Raw genomic sequence first — 16,783 nt, 5'->3', positions numbered from 1 at the left:
GTCAAATTGCTTCAACTCACCTACGAAACAAGGGCGGTGGGGCATGGGCGTGACAGAGGCCCTGACCTTGACAGACAGCCGATGACAACGGGGACGACCGTCGCGGGGAAGCCGGCGGCCCGTCAGCGCGCGGCGTGTCCGAGGCCGTCGAGGATTCGGCAGACTGGCACTCACCCTGCCCGACGAATGATGTCCACGGCCGCCGCCGACAGCGCACCACCCACCGGCAGCCCCTGGGAGCTCCGATCCTTCGGCTCTGCGCGGCACGACACGGGTGATCCAACTTCGGGGTCCCGGCTGGCAGTTCTCGATTTCGGCGAAATGCTCAGACGGTCCTCAAATCCGACCGGAAGGTCTTGCCCCGCCGCGTCGGATGAGTGACGGTATGTACCGGCTTCGTTTACAGAACGCAACCTGAGTCGCCCGGATGGCGGCGTGTCGTGGGGGAGATCAGCGTGGCCGAAGACGCCGACTACATCATTTCGCCGCCGACGGGCCCGGGCGGTGGTGGCCCGGCAGGCGCTGGGGCCCGTCCTGCTGGGCCGCCTTCGGCATCCGGCGCGGCGCCGTCGCCGTCGCCGCAGTCGCAGTCGCAGTCGCAGCCGCAGCCGCCGGTTCCGCAGCACGCGCCGACGGCAGGCCCGGGCAGACCCCGGCTCGCTCGGGTACCGCGCCACTGGCAGCTGATCGTGGCCGCGGTCGTGCCCTGCCTCGTCCTGGCCGGCGTCGGGTGGTGGCTCTGGCCGCAGCAGCCGACGAGCCTGCCGCCGCACGTGGCCGCGGGTACGGTCCAAGCGGACCTCGTGAGCCCTGACAGCGTCAGTCGGCTGGCCGGGACGACGCTGGTCGCCGGCCCGCAGTCGAACCGTCCGCACGCCCCGCTCGCCGTGTCGCCGTCGGAATGCGCCGTCGCGGCGGGACCGACGACCCAGTCGGTCTACGGCCAGGCGTGGACCGCGTTCCTGTCGGCGACCTACCAGGACGCGGGGGCCACGGGCGCCTACACCGTGAACCAGGTCATCGGCGTGTTCCCGGACAGCGAGAAGACCGGCGCGGCCTTCCAGGCGCTCACCGACGGTCTCACCAAGTGCCCGTCCTCGACGGTCACCGACCAGGCAGGTCGTACCGCGAAGTGGGCCTACACGGCCCACCCTCCCACCGAGGTCGCCGTGGCGTGGACGGCGGCGCAGGACGGCGCACAGGACGGCGGCGCGCAGTGGGCCTGCCACCACCAGGCGCGGGTGAAGGGCACGAGTCTGGTCCAGGTCGCCGTCTGCCAGGCGGGCGACGGCCAGCCGACCACCGCGAAGCTCGCCGACGAGCTCACCGAGAAGGTGAGCGGATGACCGCGTCCCCGTACGGCCCGGCCGCTCGCGGCCGGCGAACCGTACGGACGACTGTGCGGATGACCGTACGGACGACCGTACGGCGATTCGTTCTCCTGGCGCTGGCGGCCGTGCTGGTGCCGGTCGTCGGCGCGGGAGCGCCCGCGTTCGCGGCCACCGGCGCTGCGGCCGTCCTGGCCCAGTCGGGCGGCGTCGCCCTCCTGGTCCCGTCCGGGGACGTCGCGGCCGCCTCGGCGCAGCTCATCCGGGAGGTCGAGGACTTCAACCGGCAGGAGGCGGAGATCGCGCAGCAGGAGAAGGCCGTGGTCGCCGAGGCGGAACAGATCACCAAGGATGCCGCAGCCCTGCGCAACGACACCGCGGCGTTCGAGAGCAAGGCCGCCGCCGCGAAGCAGAAGGCCGGCAGCTTCGGGACGCGCGCGGCGGCCCTGGCCTCCAGGATCGATGCCCACAACAACAAGCCGCACACCTTCGAACTGCCCGCGCAGGCCGCCGCGTCCAGCGCGTACGACGCCGAGGCGAGCGAACTGAGGACCGAACAGGCGCAGCTCCAGGCCGAGAAGGGCAGCCTGGAGAACGAGCAGTCCCAGCTCGGGCAGGAGGAGTCCAAGCTCAGTTCCAGGCAGTCCCAGCTCAGCGCCGCCGCCAAGGCCCAGGAGGCGAAGGCCAAGGAGCTCCAGGCCAAGGAGCAGCAGCTCCAGCCCCGGGCCCAGCAGTTGCTCCAGCAGATGGCCCAGGCCACCCAGAGCCTCGCCGACAATCCACCGGACCCGGCGGCGGCGATGGACCAGGGCGGTGACGCGGCCGCCCCTCCACAGCACCGCGCTCACGCCCCGTCCCAGAGCCAGAACCGGAGCCAGAACCAGGGTCAGAGTCAGAGCCAGTCCCAGAGCCGGAGGCGGGGGGTCGACACCGTCGACACGGCCGACGCCGCCGGCACCGCCGACAGCCCGTACCAGCAGCCGCGAACCTCCGCCCTGAAGGCCTACGCGAAACAGGCCGGCACCACCGTCGACATGCGCCCGGGCACGGCGTACCTGCTGCCCGAGGCCGTCGGGCAGCTTCCCGCCGCCCAGGCGGCGCAGCTCGGCAGCCCGTCCATCGCCTACGACGGGCTGGTCCGCAAGCCCGACGGGAACTACACGGCCCTCCAGGTGCAGATGCCGGGGGCTGCCGCGGCCCCCGCCCTGGAGGTCTTCAGAACCGCCATGGACCGCCGGGGCCGGCTCGTCGCGTACAAGGCCGGCGTGAAACTCGTCATCGACGAGATCAAGACCGTCCAGCCGGCGCCGGAGCCCCCGGAGACCGGCCCCGGGAGCCCGTCGCCCTCTCCTTCCGGCAAGGCCGCCTGCCTGACGCAACCCCGGGGCAGGCCGAGCGGCAGCGGATGGATCCTCAACACCGAGCAGCCCGTGCCCAGTCGCAACCGGACCGCGGGCCCGAGCCCCTCCGGCTCCCGGGCCCCCGCGCCGGCCACCAGGGCCGGCAAGGCGGAGGCCTGCCTGACGAACCCCCTGGTCAAGGGTGACGAGGCCGGCGGCGACATCACGGGCTGGGAGGACGCGAACGCGCAGTCCCCCGGCGGCGGCCTCGCCCGCTGCCACCTGATCGCCAACGTCCTCGGGGGAAGGGGCAGCCACAAGGAGGACTGGATCAACCTCGTCCCGTGCTACCAGCTCGGGATGAACATCAAGGGGATCAGCATGAGGATGTTCGAGGCCAGGGTCCAGAAGGAGGTGAACGCGCTGTCCGCGGACGGGGACGCCGCCGTGTACTACGTGGTGACGCCCCTCTACCGGGACGACGGCAGCACCATCCCGTGGGGCGCGAGCATGAGCGCCACGGTTCAGCTGCCCGACGGCGCGTCATGGCCCGTCTTCAACGAGCAGACCCTCCTGAACGTCCCCGGGGACGGCGGGCCCAGTCTGGGGAACTGAGACCGGGAGACCGGGACAGGGGAACCGAGACCGGTACGGCTGGGAGGCCGGAATGACCCGCACCACCCCGCCGAGGCCGGATGACATCGTGGCGGCCTTCCCACGGCTGGCCCCGCTGGCCCGGACGGCGACCCGGCTGCACCCGCGGCCCGGATCGCCGTCCCCGCGGGAGAGCTCGGTCGGAGGTCCGCTGCTGTGGCCCGCCGCCGAGCCGTGGCCGCACTGTGAGAGCACGCACCGGGTGCCGGCCGTGCTGCCGGCGACCTCCCCGGCGGATGTCCGGCTGTTGCGCGAGATCCGGGCGGCCGCCCGGGCCCGGCCACCGGGCGCCCGCTCCTACACCCCGCAGGAGCGCGCCGTGCTGGCTCGGGCCGGCGCCGGCCGCCCGTGCCCGCCGGGGCCGGTCGCGATGCTGGCCGTGGCCCAGCTGTACGTCCGCGAGGTGCCCGACCTGCGTCCGCCCGAAGGCGCGGACCTGCTCCAGGTGCTGTGGTGCCCCTTCGACCACCCCTTCGACCACCCCTGGGGGAACATGCCGAGGACCGAGCTGTTCTGGCGGTCCGCCACCGCGGTCGGCGAGGTCCTCACCGCGCCTCCGCAGCCGCCCGCGATCCAGTACGAGGACTACCTGCCGCAGCCGTGCCTGGTCTCCCCCGAGCAGGTCACCGAGTACCCGCTGGCGGTGGAGCTCGACCCGGACCTGCGCGCGCAGGTCCGGGCGTGGAGCGCGCGGCGGAAGACCGGCGCGGAGCCGGGCAGCGCCTACGACGGGGCGGAGGACGGCTACTACGACCGGGAGTTGTCCGTCGCCCCCGGTTGGAAGGCCGGCGGCTGGGCTCCCTGGAGCTTCACCGATCCCGCTCCGCAGTACTGCCGCGCCTGCGGCTGCCGGATGGACCCGATGCTGACCATCGCCACGAAGGAGCACCGCGCGGACGTCCACAGCTGGATCCCGTACGAAAACCGGGCCGCCGCGAACCGGGACGCCGTCCACCCCGACCCGGCGGCACCGACCATGATCACCGTCGGCGACGGGTACAACCAGCAGATCTACGCGTGCCCGGCGGCCCCGGACCACCCGCACGCCGCACTGCTGCAGTAGCCGGCCGGAGCCGCCGCGCTGCGCCCGGGCCGACGCCCCGCGACCCGAACGGAGTATGCCGCGCCCGGAAACTCGGCAGCGCCCGCCGCAGGCGACGGGCAGCGGGAACGGCCGCGCCGGTGCGTGGACGTCGAGCGGCTGGTGGGGCGGTCGCGGACGCGGATCGGCAGAATCGAGGCGTGGGGGCGGCCCCGGCTGCGCCGCAGGCGGCTACGTGAGAGGACCATGCCATGCCCGACTTCCACCCGAAGCACGATCATCTGATCGTCAAGCCGATCGGGGTTCCGACCCCGCAGGACCCGGAGACGTGGACGGGCGAGGTGGTGGCGGTGGGGCCCGGCCGACAGCTGGGGAGCGGCAAGCCGCACCCGGTGGACGTCAAGGTCGGCGAGAAGATCCTCTTCAACAGGCTCTCCGGTTCGGAGATCCGGGTGGAGGGCGAGGAGTACGTCGAGCTTCCCGAGGACGAGATCCTCGCGCTCTCCGCCGAGTAGTCCCGACAGCCCTGACAGTCCCGAGTCGCTGTACCACCGTGCCCCCGAGACCCCCTTGGAGATTCCCGCCATGACCGAGCAGGCACCGGCCCGGATCGGCGTCACCGGATTGGCCGTGATGGGCCGCAACCTGGCCAGGAACTTCGCCCGCCACGGCTATCGGGTGGCCGTGCACAACCGCACGCTGGCGCGGACCACGGCGCTGCTGGAGGAGTTCGGGCACGAGGGCGAGTTCGTGGCCGCCGAGACCACGGAGAAGTTCGTCGCGGCCCTGGAACGCCCCCGCCTGATCGTGATCATGGTCAAGGCCGGGGCGCCGACCGACGCGGTCATCGACGAGCTGGTGCCGCTGCTCGACGAGGGCGACGTGGTGGTGGACGGCGGGAACGCGCACTTCCTCGACACCAGGAGGCGGGAGGCGGCCCTGCGCCAACGCGGCCTGCACTTCGTGGGCAGCGGCATCTCCGGCGGCGAGCAGGGCGCCCTGGAGGGGCCGAGCATCATGCCCGGCGGCACCCCGGAGGCCTACCGGGTCCTGGGACCGCTGCTGGAGGACATCGCGGCCAAGGTCGACGGCAAGCCCTGCTGCACCCACGTCGGACCGGACGGCGCCGGCCACTTCGTCAAGATGGTCCACAACGGCATCGAGTACGCCGACATGCAGCTCATCGCCGAGGCGTACGACCTGCTGCGGCACGGCGCCGGACTGCAACCCGACGCGATCGCCGAGGTCTTCCGGACCTGGAACGGCGGGCGCCTGGAGTCCTACCTGATCGAGATCACCGCCGAGATCCTCGCCCACACCGATGCGGCGACCGGGAAGCCCTTCGTCGACATCGTGCTGGACCAGGCCGAGCAGAAGGGCACCGGCCGCTGGACGGTGCAGAGCGCGCTGGAGCTCGGCGTGCCCGTCAGCGGGATCGCCGAGGCGGTCTTCGCCCGGGCGCTGTCCGGCAGCGTGCCGCTCCGGCAGGCCGGCCGGGGACTGCCCGGCCCCACCGAGACCTGGCTCGACAGCGCGGCGGCGGACCGGTTCGCGGACGACGTCGAGCAGGCGCTGTACGCCTCCAAGATGGTGGCCTACGCCCAGGGCTTCAACCAGATCCAGGCCGGCAGCGCGGAGTACTCCTGGCAGATCGACCCCGGTGAGATGGCCGCGATCTGGCGCGGCGGCTGCATCATCAGGGCCCGGTTCCTGGACCGGATCAGGGCCGCGTACGAGGCCGACCGGGAGCGTCCCACGCTGCTGACCGACGCGCACTTCCGGGAGGCGCTCGGCTCCGCGCAGTCGGCCTGGCGGCGGGTCGTCTCGACGGCGGCCCAACTGGGGGTGCCCGCCCCCGGCTTCGCGACCGCGCTCGCCTACTACGACGGCCTGCGGGCGGAGCGCCTCCCGGCCGCACTCGTGCAGGGACAGCGGGACTTCTTCGGCGCGCACACCTACCACCGTGTCGACCGGGAGGGGACCTTCCACACCCGTTGGGAGCTGGAGAGGCGCCCGGAGGAACAGCGCTGAGACACCTGAGACACCCGCAACCACCGTGCGGGAGCGACATACGGACAGACCGGCGCCACAGAAGGTGATTCCGCGGTCACCATGGGTAGGAGCGTGGCGCAAACCCCTACCTCCAGGAGACCCGCATGGCCCAGCAGGCCGACCTCATCCTCCACGGCGGCGAGATCGTCACCGTCGCCGAGAGCACCGGAAGCACCGCGAGCAGCGAAAGTGACGCCCGGCGCCCCGAGGCCGAGGCCGTGGCCGTCAAGGACGGCACGATCGTCTTCGTCGGCCCCCGGCAGGAGGCGCTGGACCAGTGGCGCGGCCCGCACACCGTCGTACGGGACCTCGAGGGCCGCGCCCTGCTGCCCGGCTTCGTCGACGCGCACGGGCACCTCGGCGGCATCGGCCTCCAGGCCACCATCGCCAACCTGCTGGCCGCGCCGGACGGCGACGTCACCGACCTCGACTCGCTGAAGGACAAGCTGCGCGACTGGGCCGGGAGCACGGTGGGCGCGGACTCCGAGTGGATCGTCGGGTTCGGGTACGACGACGCGATGCTCGCCGAGGGCCGCCACCCCACCCGCGACGACCTCGACGAGGTCTCCACGGACCGCCCGGTGCTCGCCATCCACCAGTCCTTCCACCTCGGCGCGGTGAACAGCCTCGGCCTGGAACGGCTCGGCTACTCGGCCGCCACGCCCGACCCCGAGGGCGGGGTGATCCGGCGGCGCGAACTCGCCGTCCCGCCCGCGCACGGCGAGCCCGACGGGGTCCTGGAGGAGAAGGCGTTCACCCCGGCCTCGGACCTGGCGCTCGCGGGGCTGCCGGAACGGGCACAGCTGATGCTGTTCATCACCGGCGCGGCCACGGCGGCGAGCTTCGGCTTCACCACCGTCCAGGAGGGCGGCACCACCCTCGCCAACCTCAAGGCGCTGCGGGACACGGCCGCCGCCGTGCCGTTCGCGGTCGACGTGGTCGCGTACGTGAAGGCCGGCGAGGCGACCTCCTCCGCACTGGACGACCCGATCGGGGTGAGCGACGAGTACGTGGACGGCGTCCGCGCGGCCGGGGTGAAGCTGGTGCTGGACGGCTCGCCGCAGGGCCGCACGGCGTGGCTCACCTCGCCGTACCTGACGCCGCCGGCCGGTCAGCCCGAGGACTACTGCGGGTACCCGGCGGAGCGGGACGACGCGGTGGTGGCCAAGCAGGTCAGCACGGCGGTCGAGCGGGGCTGGCAGGTCCTGGCGCACGTCAACGGCGACGCGGCGATCGACCAGTTCCTCCGGGCGGTCGAGGCGGCCGGGCCGGGCCGGCGCCCGACCGTGGCCATCCACGCGCAGACCGCCCGCGAGGACCAGGTCGAGGCGTTCGCCCGGCTGGGGATCGTGCCGTCCTTCTTCTCCATGCACACCTACTACTGGGGCGACTGGTACCGCGGGACCGTCCTCGGCGAGGAGCGGGCGGCCGCCATCTCCCCCGCCCGCTGGGCGCTCGACCGCGGCCTGCGCTACACCTCGCACCACGACGCGCCGGTGGCGCTGCCCGACTCGATCGCCGTGCTGTCCAGCCAGGTGACCCGGCGCACCCGAACCGACGGGGTCGTCCTCGGACCGGAGCAGCGGGTGTCGGCCCTGGAGGCGGTCCGCGCGATCACCCTCGACGCCGCCCACCAGTACGGCGAGCAGGACCGCAAGGGCAGCATCGAGGTCGGCAAGCTCGCGGACCTGGTGATCCTCAGTGCCAATCCGCTGACGGTCGACCCGGAGGCGATCCGCGACATCGAGGTCGTCGAGACGATCAAGGCCGGAACGACCGTCCACCCGCCGGCACCCGCCGCCCGGGCCTCCGCGACCCCGGCCACCGCGCCCACCCCGCAGTGGGGCTGCTGCTGAGCGTCCGGAGCCGGGCCGGGGAGCTTCCGACACACGCATTCCGACACTAGACGAGGGCGTAGAGCAATGGTGTCAACCACGCAGCAGGGACGGTTCGCAGGCAAGGCGGCCGTCGTGACCGGTGGGAGCCGCGGGATCGGCGCGGCCGTCGCCCGGCGGTTGGCGGGCGAGGGCGCGGCCGTGGCGATCGGCTACCGGGGCAACCAGGAGGCCGCGGACGCACTGGTGGCCGAACTCGCCGCCGCGGGCGGCCGGGCGATCGCCGTCCGGGCCGACGTCGCGGAGCCGGAGCAGATCGCGGCGCTGATCGAGCGGACGGTGGCCGAGTTCGGGCAGTTGGACGTGGTCGCCTCCTGCGCGGGCATCGAGTACTTCGGCGCACTGGAGACCATCACGCCGGCCGACTTCGACCGGGTCTTCGCGGTGAACACGCGCGGGCAGCTGTTCACCGTGCAGCACGCCGCGCCGCATCTGCGCGAGGGCGGCCGGATCGTGCTGACCTCCTCGGTGAGCGCCGGCAAGGCCGTCTTCCACCACACCTTGTACGCGGCCAGCAAGGCCGCCGTGGAGTCGATGGTCCTGAACCTCTCCGCCGAGCTGGGCACGAGGGGTATCACCGTCAACGCCATCGCCCCGGGCGGGACCGACACGGACATGGCCGCCGAGAGCGCGCCGCACTACGTGCACCCCGACCTGGCCGGCACGCAGGACCTGGCGCGGCTGCTCGGCACGCTGACCGCACTGCGGCGGCTGGCCCGGCCCGAGGAGGTGGCGGCGGGCTACGCCTTCCTCGCCTCCGACGACGCCGCCTACATGACCGGCCGCACCCTCCAACTGGACGGCGGGACGTTCTGAGCACCCCGCGCGGACCTTCTCCAGGGAACCGGGGCCAGCCGGCGCGGGCCAGCCGGCGCGGGCGGGCAGGCGCGGGCGGGCAGGCGGGGGCGGGCAGGCGGGAAGCTGCCGGTGGATCTGCCGATCGGCGGCGCGGCGCGGACCTAACGTTCGGTGCGGCGCCGGACGCAGCGGGGCGGGCGCCGCAGGAATCCCCCGCTGGCTCGTCAACTCCGCTGTCCCCGGAAGGACTTCAAGCCCACCCATGTCCAGACTCCGCTCCCGGGTCGCCGCCCTGGCCGCCCTCGCCACGATCGGGTTCGGCGCCCTCACCACGGGTACCGCCGACGCCGCCCAGGCCGCCGCCCCCGCCGCGGCTCCGACCGCCGTGACCGCCGCGCCGTCCGAGCCCACCCACATCCCGATGAACAGCCTGCTGAACCGCGACCAGGCCTGGTACTCGCCGAACGGCCACATCATGCTGGCCATGCAGGGCGACGGCAACGTCGTCCTGTACCGCGACACCACCCCGATCTGGGTCGCCAAGGGCGCCGTCCCCAACGGCAATGTCCTGGTCATGCAGGGCGACGGCAACCTCGTCGTGTACTCCGCCGCCAACGCCCCGCTGTGGGCCAGCAACACCGGCGGCAACCCCGGCGCCGAACTGGCCGTCTACAACGAGGGCGCGATCGCCGTCCAGCTGAACGGCAAGATCCTGTGGACCAGCGCCCCGTCGACGCCGACCCTGCCCAAGTGCCCGCCGTGGGGCCCGCCCTACCCGGGCCAGGTCACCTGGCCGTGGTGCCCGACCTGGCCCTTCCCGAGCTGACCCCCACCCCGGACGGTCACGCGACCGGCCCGTGCCCCCGCCGCCCGAACGGCGGCAGGGGCGCGGGCCGGTGCCGTGACGGTCGACCGGCGCACCGGCCGGCGGCCGTCCGCGCCTACGCGTCGGGCCCGTGGATGTCCTGGAGCGCGAGCCGCAGCAGCACGTGGTCGGCGACGGAGCGCCAGCCGCTGTCGACGGTCAGCGAGTGCGCACGGTCGGGGAAGTGTTGAGGTCGCTCGTCGCCGTCGAGTCGTCGTACAGCTTGTACACCGAGCGGGTGACACTGTCGGGCACCATGCGGTCCTCCTGGCCGGAGATGAGCAGCAGGGCGCCCGCCGTGCGTTCCCGGTGTCCACCCTCCGGCGCGGGTGTGCCGCGCCGTCCGCACAACGCGTGCAGTCAGGCACCGTGGATGAGGACGACGGGGGTTCGGGTCACGGAACAGTCCCTCCGCGGGGCGTCGGTGGGTACCCGGCACAGGTGTGTGCGGGAGCGGAAGGGACCAGGGTCGTCCATCGGTGCCCACGGCGGAAACAGTCGAATGACGTAACGTCACCGAACAATGTCCCCGACCATGTCGCCGACCGTGCGATGCCCTGTCGGCGCCGCCCCGCCGTGTCGGCGCTCCCTGCCCGCCCGTCGGGGATGGTCGGGAATGGTACTGCACGGCCCCGGGGGAATGCCGCACACTGCCGGCACCCTCCTCCACGGAAGCTCCGGCGTGGGTACCATGCGCAACGTCATCCATTACTAGGGAGTGAACGGTTGTGACCAGCCAACCAGCCAGCACGCTCCGTACGCGGCTCGTCGATCAGGCCGCATCGGATCTGGAAGAGAACCGTCGGCGTCAGCAGGAACTGGCCGAGGAGGCCAGGATGCTGAAGCAGGAGGAAGCCCTCCTGGTCGACATCCTCCGCCTCGCCGAACGGTACGAGGGCCTGTCGGAGCCCGCGCCCCTGCCCGAGCAGGCACAGGACGAGCCCGTGCTCACCGGGGCGAAGCGACGCCGGGCGTCCGCTTCGGCCCCCGCCCGCACACCCGCGCCGCGCTCGCCGCGCTCGGCACGGACGGGAAAGACCGCGAAGACCGGGAAGACGGGGAAGAGCGGGGCCACGGCGCGGACGGCGCGGACGGTGCGGACGGTGCGGACGGGGAAGCCGGCACAGGCCGCCGCGGCCGGGACGTCGCGGCAACCCCTGCTCGGAGAGCTCCTGTTGTCCCTGCTCAGCGGTCACGACGAACCGCGCCTGGCGAAGGAGCTGCGGGAGGAACTGCTGGCGAAGCACCCGGACCGCGCCCCCACCCCGCAGGTCGTGCGCAACACCCTGGAGTCGCTCGTGGCCAAGGGGAACATCCAGCGCCACAAGCAGCAGCGGTCCGTGCTGTACACCCTCGCCGAGTCCGGCCGGCACGCGCTCGCGGCGCAGGAGGACGCTCAACGGCCTTGACCTCAACTGCCGTTGAGTACGGGAGGCCCCCGATCCCGGGCTTCTCCTCGCTCGGCGCCCAGGGACGCGTATGTGTGTCCAACGGCCTCGCGTATGACAGTCATGTGTCTCGCCGATGCGGTCACGTGACTGTCATACGTGTGAGAGAGCCGGCCGGACGTCGCTCCATCCGTGCCTCCGGGGCGGGCGCTCTCCGCCGCCCCGTCCTCATCGCGGACCGGCCGTCGCCACCCCCTCGCGCCGGAGCGGACGCTGCCAGCCCGTCGCCCGTGCCGTCTCGGACGCGGCAGGGGCATGCTCCTCCAGCCTGTTCAGGGCGTCCCTGAGGGCGACCCACGTCGTGATGCCCGGCTTGGGGAAGACGCGGTACAGGTGGGCGCTGACGGTACGCGGGGATGCCGCCCGCCGGGGAAAGGGCGTTGGTCGCCTCAGGTCGCGAGGGGCAGGTCCAGGACCCGGCGCGCGGCGCGTTCGCCGGTGGCGAGCGCGGCGTTGGTGGTGCTGTAGGCGAAGTGGTCCCCGGCCAGTTGGACGGGGGAGGCCGGATCCAGGCTCGCGGTGAAGGCGGCGAGGTCCCGGTACCCGCCGGCCGGGCGGGCGAGGACCGCGTTCTCCCAGCGCTGGACGACGGCCATCTCCCGGTGGTCGTCGATGTGGGCGGCCAGACCCGGCATCACCTCGCCCACGGCCGCGCGGGCGTCGGCGATCACCGTGTCGTCGTCGAGGGCCATCCGGGCGGCGTTCCAGTGGTGCCGGAAGACCAGGGTGACCAGGCCCCGGCCGGCGGGGGCCCGGCCGGGGCCGAGGTTGTGCTCGTACAGCGCGACGCACAGGTCCGGGTGCTCCCGGCGCGGCACGGCGACGCCCAGGGCCGTCTCGGCGGGAGGCCGACGCAGCCCGAAGGTGACGTGGACGTCGCTGGTGTACCGGACCCCGTCGAGGTAGCGGCGCTGGTCGTCGTCGAGGGTGGTGACGATCCGGGCCGCGACCGGGGCGGGCACGGCCACGACGCAGGCGCGGGCCCGCTCCGTCCGGACCTCGCCGTCCCGCTCCCACACCACCACGGCGCCGCCCCCGTTCCCGTCCCGGCGGACCTCGGTCACGTGGGCGCCCAGTTCGACACGGGTGCCCGGGGCGCGCATCACGGGGGTGTCGAGGAGGTGTCCGGGGAGGCTCCCGACGCCGCCGTCGAAGGTGAAGCTCGCGGCCCCGAACGTGCCCCACATGATGCAGAAGGCGCCGACGGCGGCGACCTCCTCGGCGGGTACGAGGAACTGGGTGCTGCACAGGGGCTCGATCAGGTAGTCCAGGAGCTCCCGGTCGAGCCTGCGCAGGGCGTGCTCCCGAGCGCTCTCCCCGTCGATCCCGGCGGCGCCGGACATGTCCTCCCAGCGCAGCCGGCGGCGGGCGGCCGCCAGGTCGCGCAGCAGGTTCAGCGCCTTGAACTTGGCGCGCCACCCGAGCAGTCCGGTCCGCAGGAGTCCCGAGGCCTGGACGAGTGAGAGCCGGTGCACCCGGCCCTCGCGCAGCACGCCCAGCTCGTCCGAACACGGGAGCATGCGCGTGGCGAGCCCCGCGTCCTCCAACAGTCGGATCATGGGCGCGTAATTCCGGGAAAGCCAGCTCGCGCCGCGGTCGACGCGATATCGGACGTCTCCGACCGGCACTTCGCGGGTGGACATCCGGCCTCCGACGTGGTCCTCCTTTTCGAACAGAGTGACATCGCAACCGGCCTGGCGCAGCCGAAAAGCGGCGGCCGCTCCCGCGATTCCGGATCCGACCACGATCACGCGGTCCTCACGGTCCTTTTCGGCCATGTGGCGCCTCCTCGGACATCCCGGTTCCCCGGGTTTCTTTTCGCCTGGGCAGAAACACTCTGGGACGACGCGGAGTTGTCCGTCAACCCCACCGGACCTCCTGCGGCACGACCACCATGGCGCTCGTGCCAGCACCTTGACGCCCCGTTGACACCCGTGGACACCGGTGTTGAGATCGATGCGAATCGAGGGCGGCGGCGGTGCGCCGCCGTCACCGTCGCCGTGTTCACGGCCTCCCACGCCAGAAACCGCGAGAAACCGCGAGAAACCACGAGAAACCGCGAGAAGCCACAAGAAGCGAAGCACGAAATCCGGTGCGCCGCACCGAACGGACTGGCGTGTCGCCAGGGGGCGGTACAACGGCACTGATCCAATCGGCGAGGAAAAGGAGGTACCGCATGCGGAAGGAACCGCCGACGGAACGCGAACTCCCGGCGTACGGGGACGAAGTCCTCGCCTTCGCCCACCCCGCGCAAATGGAACGTCTGAACGCCCTGGCCGATTTGTGCGATCCCGCGACGACCGGCGATCTGGCGCGTTGGGAATTACCGGCCGGGGCCCGTTGTCTGGAAATCGGGGCGGGGGCCGGGACCTTGGCCCTGTGGCTCGCCCGCCGTCACCCCGAGGGCGAGGTGACGGCCACCGACACGGACCTCCGCTTCCTCGCGGGCCCGCGCCACCCGGCCCTGCGGGTGCTGCGACACGACGTGCGCACCGAAGGGTTCCCGCCCGACACCTTCGACCTCATCGTCGCCCGCAGTGTCCTGTGCCACCTGCCCGATCGCGCCTCGCTGCCGGGGCGCATGGCGTCCTGGCTGAAGCCGGGCGGCCGCCTGTACATCGAGGACCCCTCGTTCTTCCCCTCCGCCTCCTCCCCCGATCCGGTCGTGCGGCGCCTCGGGGCCGCCGTCACCACCACCCTGGCCACGACGCTCGGCAGCGACGTGGCGGCCTGGGCCCGGTCGTTCCCCGCCCCGCTGCGGGGCCTGGGGCTCGGCGAGGTGGGGATGCGGGTCCACTGCCCGACGCTGACGGCGACCAACGCGGCGGGGCGGGCCTGGGCGCTCTCGATCGCCGATCTCCTGCCCGCGATGGCACGCTCCGGCGCCCTCGGGGAGGCGGAAGGCGCCGAGGCGCTGGCCCACCTGCGCCGCCCCGGGTTCGTCGACACGGCGCACGCGATGATCGCCATGTGGGGCGTGCGCCCGGCGCGACGCCAGCCGGAACGACAAATGGCGCGACAACCGAAGGCGGGGGCCGCATGACGATCGACGTGCTCAAGGGCTCCGCGATCCGGGACGTCCCGGCCCGCCACGGCGACCACGCCGGGACCGCCGACGCGCAGACCCTGCGGTGGGTGGAGGCCGCCGGCCTCTGCGAGACGTCGGCGGAGCTGCGCAACCTCGCGCGGATCCGTCCCGGGCTGTTGGCGGCGTGGTGCCATCCGCGGGCCGACCGGTCGGACAGCGCCCTGGTGGCGATGTGGATGGCCTGGCTGTTCCTCCTCGACGACCGGATCGACGAGGGCGACCTGGGGCGTGACGCCGATCGCCTGGAGGAACACCTGCACGAGCCGCTCGGCATCGTCTCGTACGGGTCGGTTCCCACCTCGCCCATGGGGCGGGCCCTCGCGGAGATCGTCGAGCGGGCCTCGGACGCCATGCCCGACGCCTGGGTCCTGAGGTTCCGTCGTCACGTGGCCGACTACCTGTCCGGCTGCGTCTGGCAGGCCGCCCACCGGCAGGCCGGCCACGTCCCGTACCCGGACGGGTTTCCCGCCTGGCGCCGGGCCTTCGGAGCGATCATGCCCTCGTTCGACCTCGTCGAGCGAACGGACGGCTGCTTCCTGCCCCCGTCCCTGTACTACTCCCGCCCCTTCCAGGAACTCCTCGTCGCGGCGGCGGACCTGGTGTGCTGGACCAACGACCTGATGACCGTGGAGAAGGAGGCCGCCCAGGGCGACCCCCACAACCTGGTGCTCGTCACCGCCCACCACGGCGGCATGGACCGGCACGCCGCCGCCCTCCTCGTGACGGACGCCTTCGAGGACCGCCTGCGCGCCCACGCCCGGGCCCGCCGCGAACTCACCGGCCTCGCCCGCGCGCTCGCCACGCCACCCGCCCTCCGGCGGCAGGCCGACCACTGCGCCGAGGCGCTCCTCGACTGGGCCCGGGGCCACCTGGAATGGGGCCTGAGCACGCCCCGGTACCGCACCGGAACGACAACAACCGCGCCTGCGCCCACGGGAGAGGACCACCATGCCGACACCCCCTGACCCCACCGGCCGCCGCCCGGCCCGGGTGCCGGGCGGCGTCCCGCTCCTCGGGCACGCGATCCGGCTGGCCAGAGCGCCCCTGGCCTTCCTCGACGCCCAACGCCGCTACGGGGACGTGGTCGAGTTCCGCATCGGCCCCCGGCCCGCCTACCTCCTCAACCACCCCGACCTCGTCATGGCCCTGCTGACCGGACCCGGGGGACGCTTCGACCGCGGCGAGATCTTCACCAAGTCCCGCCCCCTGTTCGGAACCGGCATCGCCGTGGCCGACGGCACCCACCACCGGGACCGCCGCCGCGTCGTCCAACCCCTGCTGAGCGCCGCCCGCCTGCCCGGATACCTCGACACCATGGCCGAACTCGCCACCGCCCGGGCCGACTCGTGGCACCACGGCCAACGGATCGACCTCAACGCCGAGATGGCCGAACTGACCCTGAACGTGGTCGCCGCGACCCTCTTCGGCCGTCCGCTCCCCGCCGGCGCCGCCTCCGTCGTCCACCACGCCCTGCCGGTCGTCGTGGCCGGACTGGGCCGCAGGGCCTACGGGCCCGCCGCCGCGTTCCTCGACCGGCTGCCCGGCCCGGAGCGGCGCAGCTACCACACCGCCCTGAACGACCTCCACGGCGTCGTCGACGCCCTCATCGACGCGGACCCGCACAACGCCGCCCTGACGCACCTGTCGGTCGGCGCCGACCGGCGGCAGGTCCACGACGACGTGACCTCCCTGCTGGTCGGCGGCTCCCACACCAGCGGCGCGGCCGCCGCCTGGCTGTTCATCCTCCTCGCCCGCCACCCCGAGCTCCGCCGCCGGGTCCGCGAGGAGGTCCGCCGGGTCGTCGGCGACCGCCCCGTCGAGCCGGCGGACCTCCCCGCGCTCGTCCTCACCCACCGCGTCGTCCAGGAGACCCTCCGGCTCTACCCGCCGATCTGGCTGTTCCCCCGCCGTACGGGCAGTGCGGTGGAACTGGGTGGCCACCGACTCCCGCCCGGGGCCCAGATCTTCTACAGCCCCTACGCCCTGCACCGGGACCCGCGCTGGTACCGCAACCCCGGCGCGTTCGACCCCGACCGCTGGGACCCGCAACGGCACCCCGCTCCCCCGCGCGGCGCCTACCTGCCCTTCGCCGCCGGTGTGCACGGCTGCCCCGGCGGCGACTTCGCCCTGGCGGAGCTCACCCTCCTGACGGCGGCGGTCACGGCCGCCTGGCACGTGGACCCGGTCCCGGGCAGCCGCCCCCGCCCGATGGCGGCGGCCACCCTCGGCCCCGCGCCCCTCACCGCGACCGTGACCGCTCACTCCTGAGCCCG

At 73.3% G+C, this 16,783-nt stretch carries 13 protein-coding genes; 12 read left to right on the top strand and 1 reads right to left on the bottom strand.

The window, feature by feature from the left end; genetic code table 11:
• Positions 1–377 precede the first annotated feature (377 nt).
• The 9 genes from AC07AL_RS32050 (at position 378) to AC07AL_RS32010 (ending at position 11,383) form a co-directional block, all read left to right on the top strand.
• Positions 378–1,346, top strand: coding sequence for a sensor domain-containing protein (locus tag AC07AL_RS32050; RefSeq protein ID WP_478319117.1), 969 nt, complete (start codon positions 378–380; stop codon positions 1,344–1,346).
• Between the two features lie 59 nt (positions 1,347–1,405).
• Positions 1,406–3,283 carry a DNA/RNA non-specific endonuclease gene (locus AC07AL_RS32045; RefSeq protein WP_400806623.1) on the top strand — a complete coding sequence of 626 codons (1,878 nt, stop codon included), beginning with the start codon at positions 1,406–1,408 and terminating at the stop codon, positions 3,281–3,283.
• 52 nt (positions 3,284–3,335) lie between these two features.
• Positions 3,336–4,385 carry a hypothetical protein gene (locus AC07AL_RS32040; protein ID WP_363586918.1) on the top strand — a complete coding sequence of 350 codons (1,050 nt, stop codon included), beginning with the start codon at positions 3,336–3,338 and terminating at the stop codon, positions 4,383–4,385.
• A 230-nt stretch (positions 4,386–4,615) separates the two neighbouring features.
• Entirely contained in the window at positions 4,616–4,879 is a 264-nt protein-coding gene (locus AC07AL_RS32035; protein WP_363586919.1) for a co-chaperone GroES, read from the top strand.
• A 70-nt stretch (positions 4,880–4,949) separates the two neighbouring features.
• Positions 4,950–6,395 (top strand): NADP-dependent phosphogluconate dehydrogenase, encoded by a 1,446-nt coding sequence (gene gndA / locus AC07AL_RS32030; protein ID WP_363586920.1) that lies wholly within the window; start codon positions 4,950–4,952, stop codon positions 6,393–6,395.
• Between the two features lie 125 nt (positions 6,396–6,520).
• The gene (locus AC07AL_RS32025; RefSeq protein ID WP_363586921.1) at positions 6,521–8,272 is read left to right on the top strand and encodes an amidohydrolase; all 1,752 of its coding nucleotides are present in this window, start codon (positions 6,521–6,523) and stop codon (positions 8,270–8,272) included.
• Positions 8,273–8,386: 114 nt separating this feature from the next.
• The gene (locus tag AC07AL_RS32020; RefSeq protein WP_363586922.1) at positions 8,387–9,127 is read left to right on the top strand and encodes an SDR family NAD(P)-dependent oxidoreductase; all 741 of its coding nucleotides are present in this window, start codon (positions 8,387–8,389) and stop codon (positions 9,125–9,127) included.
• Between the two features lie 244 nt (positions 9,128–9,371).
• Complete coding sequence (locus AC07AL_RS32015) at positions 9,372–9,935, top strand: hypothetical protein (protein WP_363586923.1); 564 nt, start codon at positions 9,372–9,374, stop codon at positions 9,933–9,935.
• Positions 9,936–10,702: 767 nt separating this feature from the next.
• Positions 10,703–11,383 carry a hypothetical protein gene (locus tag AC07AL_RS32010; RefSeq protein WP_478319116.1) on the top strand — a complete coding sequence of 227 codons (681 nt, stop codon included), beginning with the start codon at positions 10,703–10,705 and terminating at the stop codon, positions 11,381–11,383.
• Positions 11,384–11,811: 428 nt separating this feature from the next.
• Here the strand turns inward: AC07AL_RS32010 and AC07AL_RS32005 are convergent, their stop codons facing one another.
• A complete protein-coding gene (locus AC07AL_RS32005) occupies positions 11,812–13,200 on the bottom strand; it encodes a protoporphyrinogen/coproporphyrinogen oxidase (RefSeq protein ID WP_363627665.1) in 1,389 nt (462 codons plus the stop codon).
• A gap of 398 nt (positions 13,201–13,598) precedes the next feature.
• Between AC07AL_RS32005 and AC07AL_RS32000 the strand changes: the two genes are divergently transcribed.
• Genes AC07AL_RS32000 through AC07AL_RS31990 form a run of 3 tightly spaced genes read left to right on the top strand, consistent with a single transcriptional unit; the run spans position 13,599 to position 16,778 of the window.
• Positions 13,599–14,465, top strand: a complete 867-nt coding sequence (locus AC07AL_RS32000) for a methyltransferase domain-containing protein (protein WP_363586926.1) — start codon at positions 13,599–13,601, stop codon at positions 14,463–14,465.
• Entirely contained in the window at positions 14,462–15,475 is a 1,014-nt protein-coding gene (locus tag AC07AL_RS31995) for a (-)-delta-cadinene synthase (protein ID WP_478319114.1), read from the top strand. The genes AC07AL_RS32000 and AC07AL_RS31995 overlap by 4 nt, the downstream gene beginning before the upstream one ends.
• A complete protein-coding gene (locus tag AC07AL_RS31990) occupies positions 15,459–16,778 on the top strand; it encodes a cytochrome P450 (protein WP_363627667.1) in 1,320 nt (439 codons plus the stop codon). The genes AC07AL_RS31995 and AC07AL_RS31990 overlap by 17 nt, the downstream gene beginning before the upstream one ends.
• Positions 16,779–16,783 lie beyond the last annotated feature (5 nt).

It is taken from the genome of Kitasatospora sp. NPDC043949, assembly GCF_056435365.1.
This window is presented reverse-complemented; position numbering and strand designations above follow the sequence as displayed.

Bases quoted from the DNA above. Each gene is read 5' to 3' on its own strand.
- AC07AL_RS32045 (WP_400806623.1), top strand. From the start codon at position 1,406: ATGACCGTACGGACGACCGTACGGCGATTCGTTCTCCTGGCGCTGGCG.
- AC07AL_RS32040 (WP_363586918.1), top strand. From the start codon at position 3,336: ATGACCCGCACCACCCCGCCGAGGCCGGATGACATCGTGGCGGCCTTC.
- AC07AL_RS32035 (WP_363586919.1), top strand. From the start codon at position 4,616: ATGCCCGACTTCCACCCGAAGCACGATCATCTGATCGTCAAGCCGATC.
- gndA (WP_363586920.1), top strand. From the start codon at position 4,950: ATGACCGAGCAGGCACCGGCCCGGATCGGCGTCACCGGATTGGCCGTG.
- AC07AL_RS32025 (WP_363586921.1), top strand. From the start codon at position 6,521: ATGGCCCAGCAGGCCGACCTCATCCTCCACGGCGGCGAGATCGTCACC.
- AC07AL_RS32015 (WP_363586923.1), top strand. From the start codon at position 9,372: ATGTCCAGACTCCGCTCCCGGGTCGCCGCCCTGGCCGCCCTCGCCACG.
- AC07AL_RS32005 (WP_363627665.1), bottom strand. From the start codon at position 13,200: ATGGCCGAAAAGGACCGTGAGGACCGCGTGATCGTGGTCGGATCCGGA.
- AC07AL_RS32000 (WP_363586926.1), top strand. From the start codon at position 13,599: ATGCGGAAGGAACCGCCGACGGAACGCGAACTCCCGGCGTACGGGGAC.
- AC07AL_RS31995 (WP_478319114.1), top strand. From the start codon at position 14,462: ATGACGATCGACGTGCTCAAGGGCTCCGCGATCCGGGACGTCCCGGCC.
- AC07AL_RS31990 (WP_363627667.1), top strand. From the start codon at position 15,459: ATGCCGACACCCCCTGACCCCACCGGCCGCCGCCCGGCCCGGGTGCCG.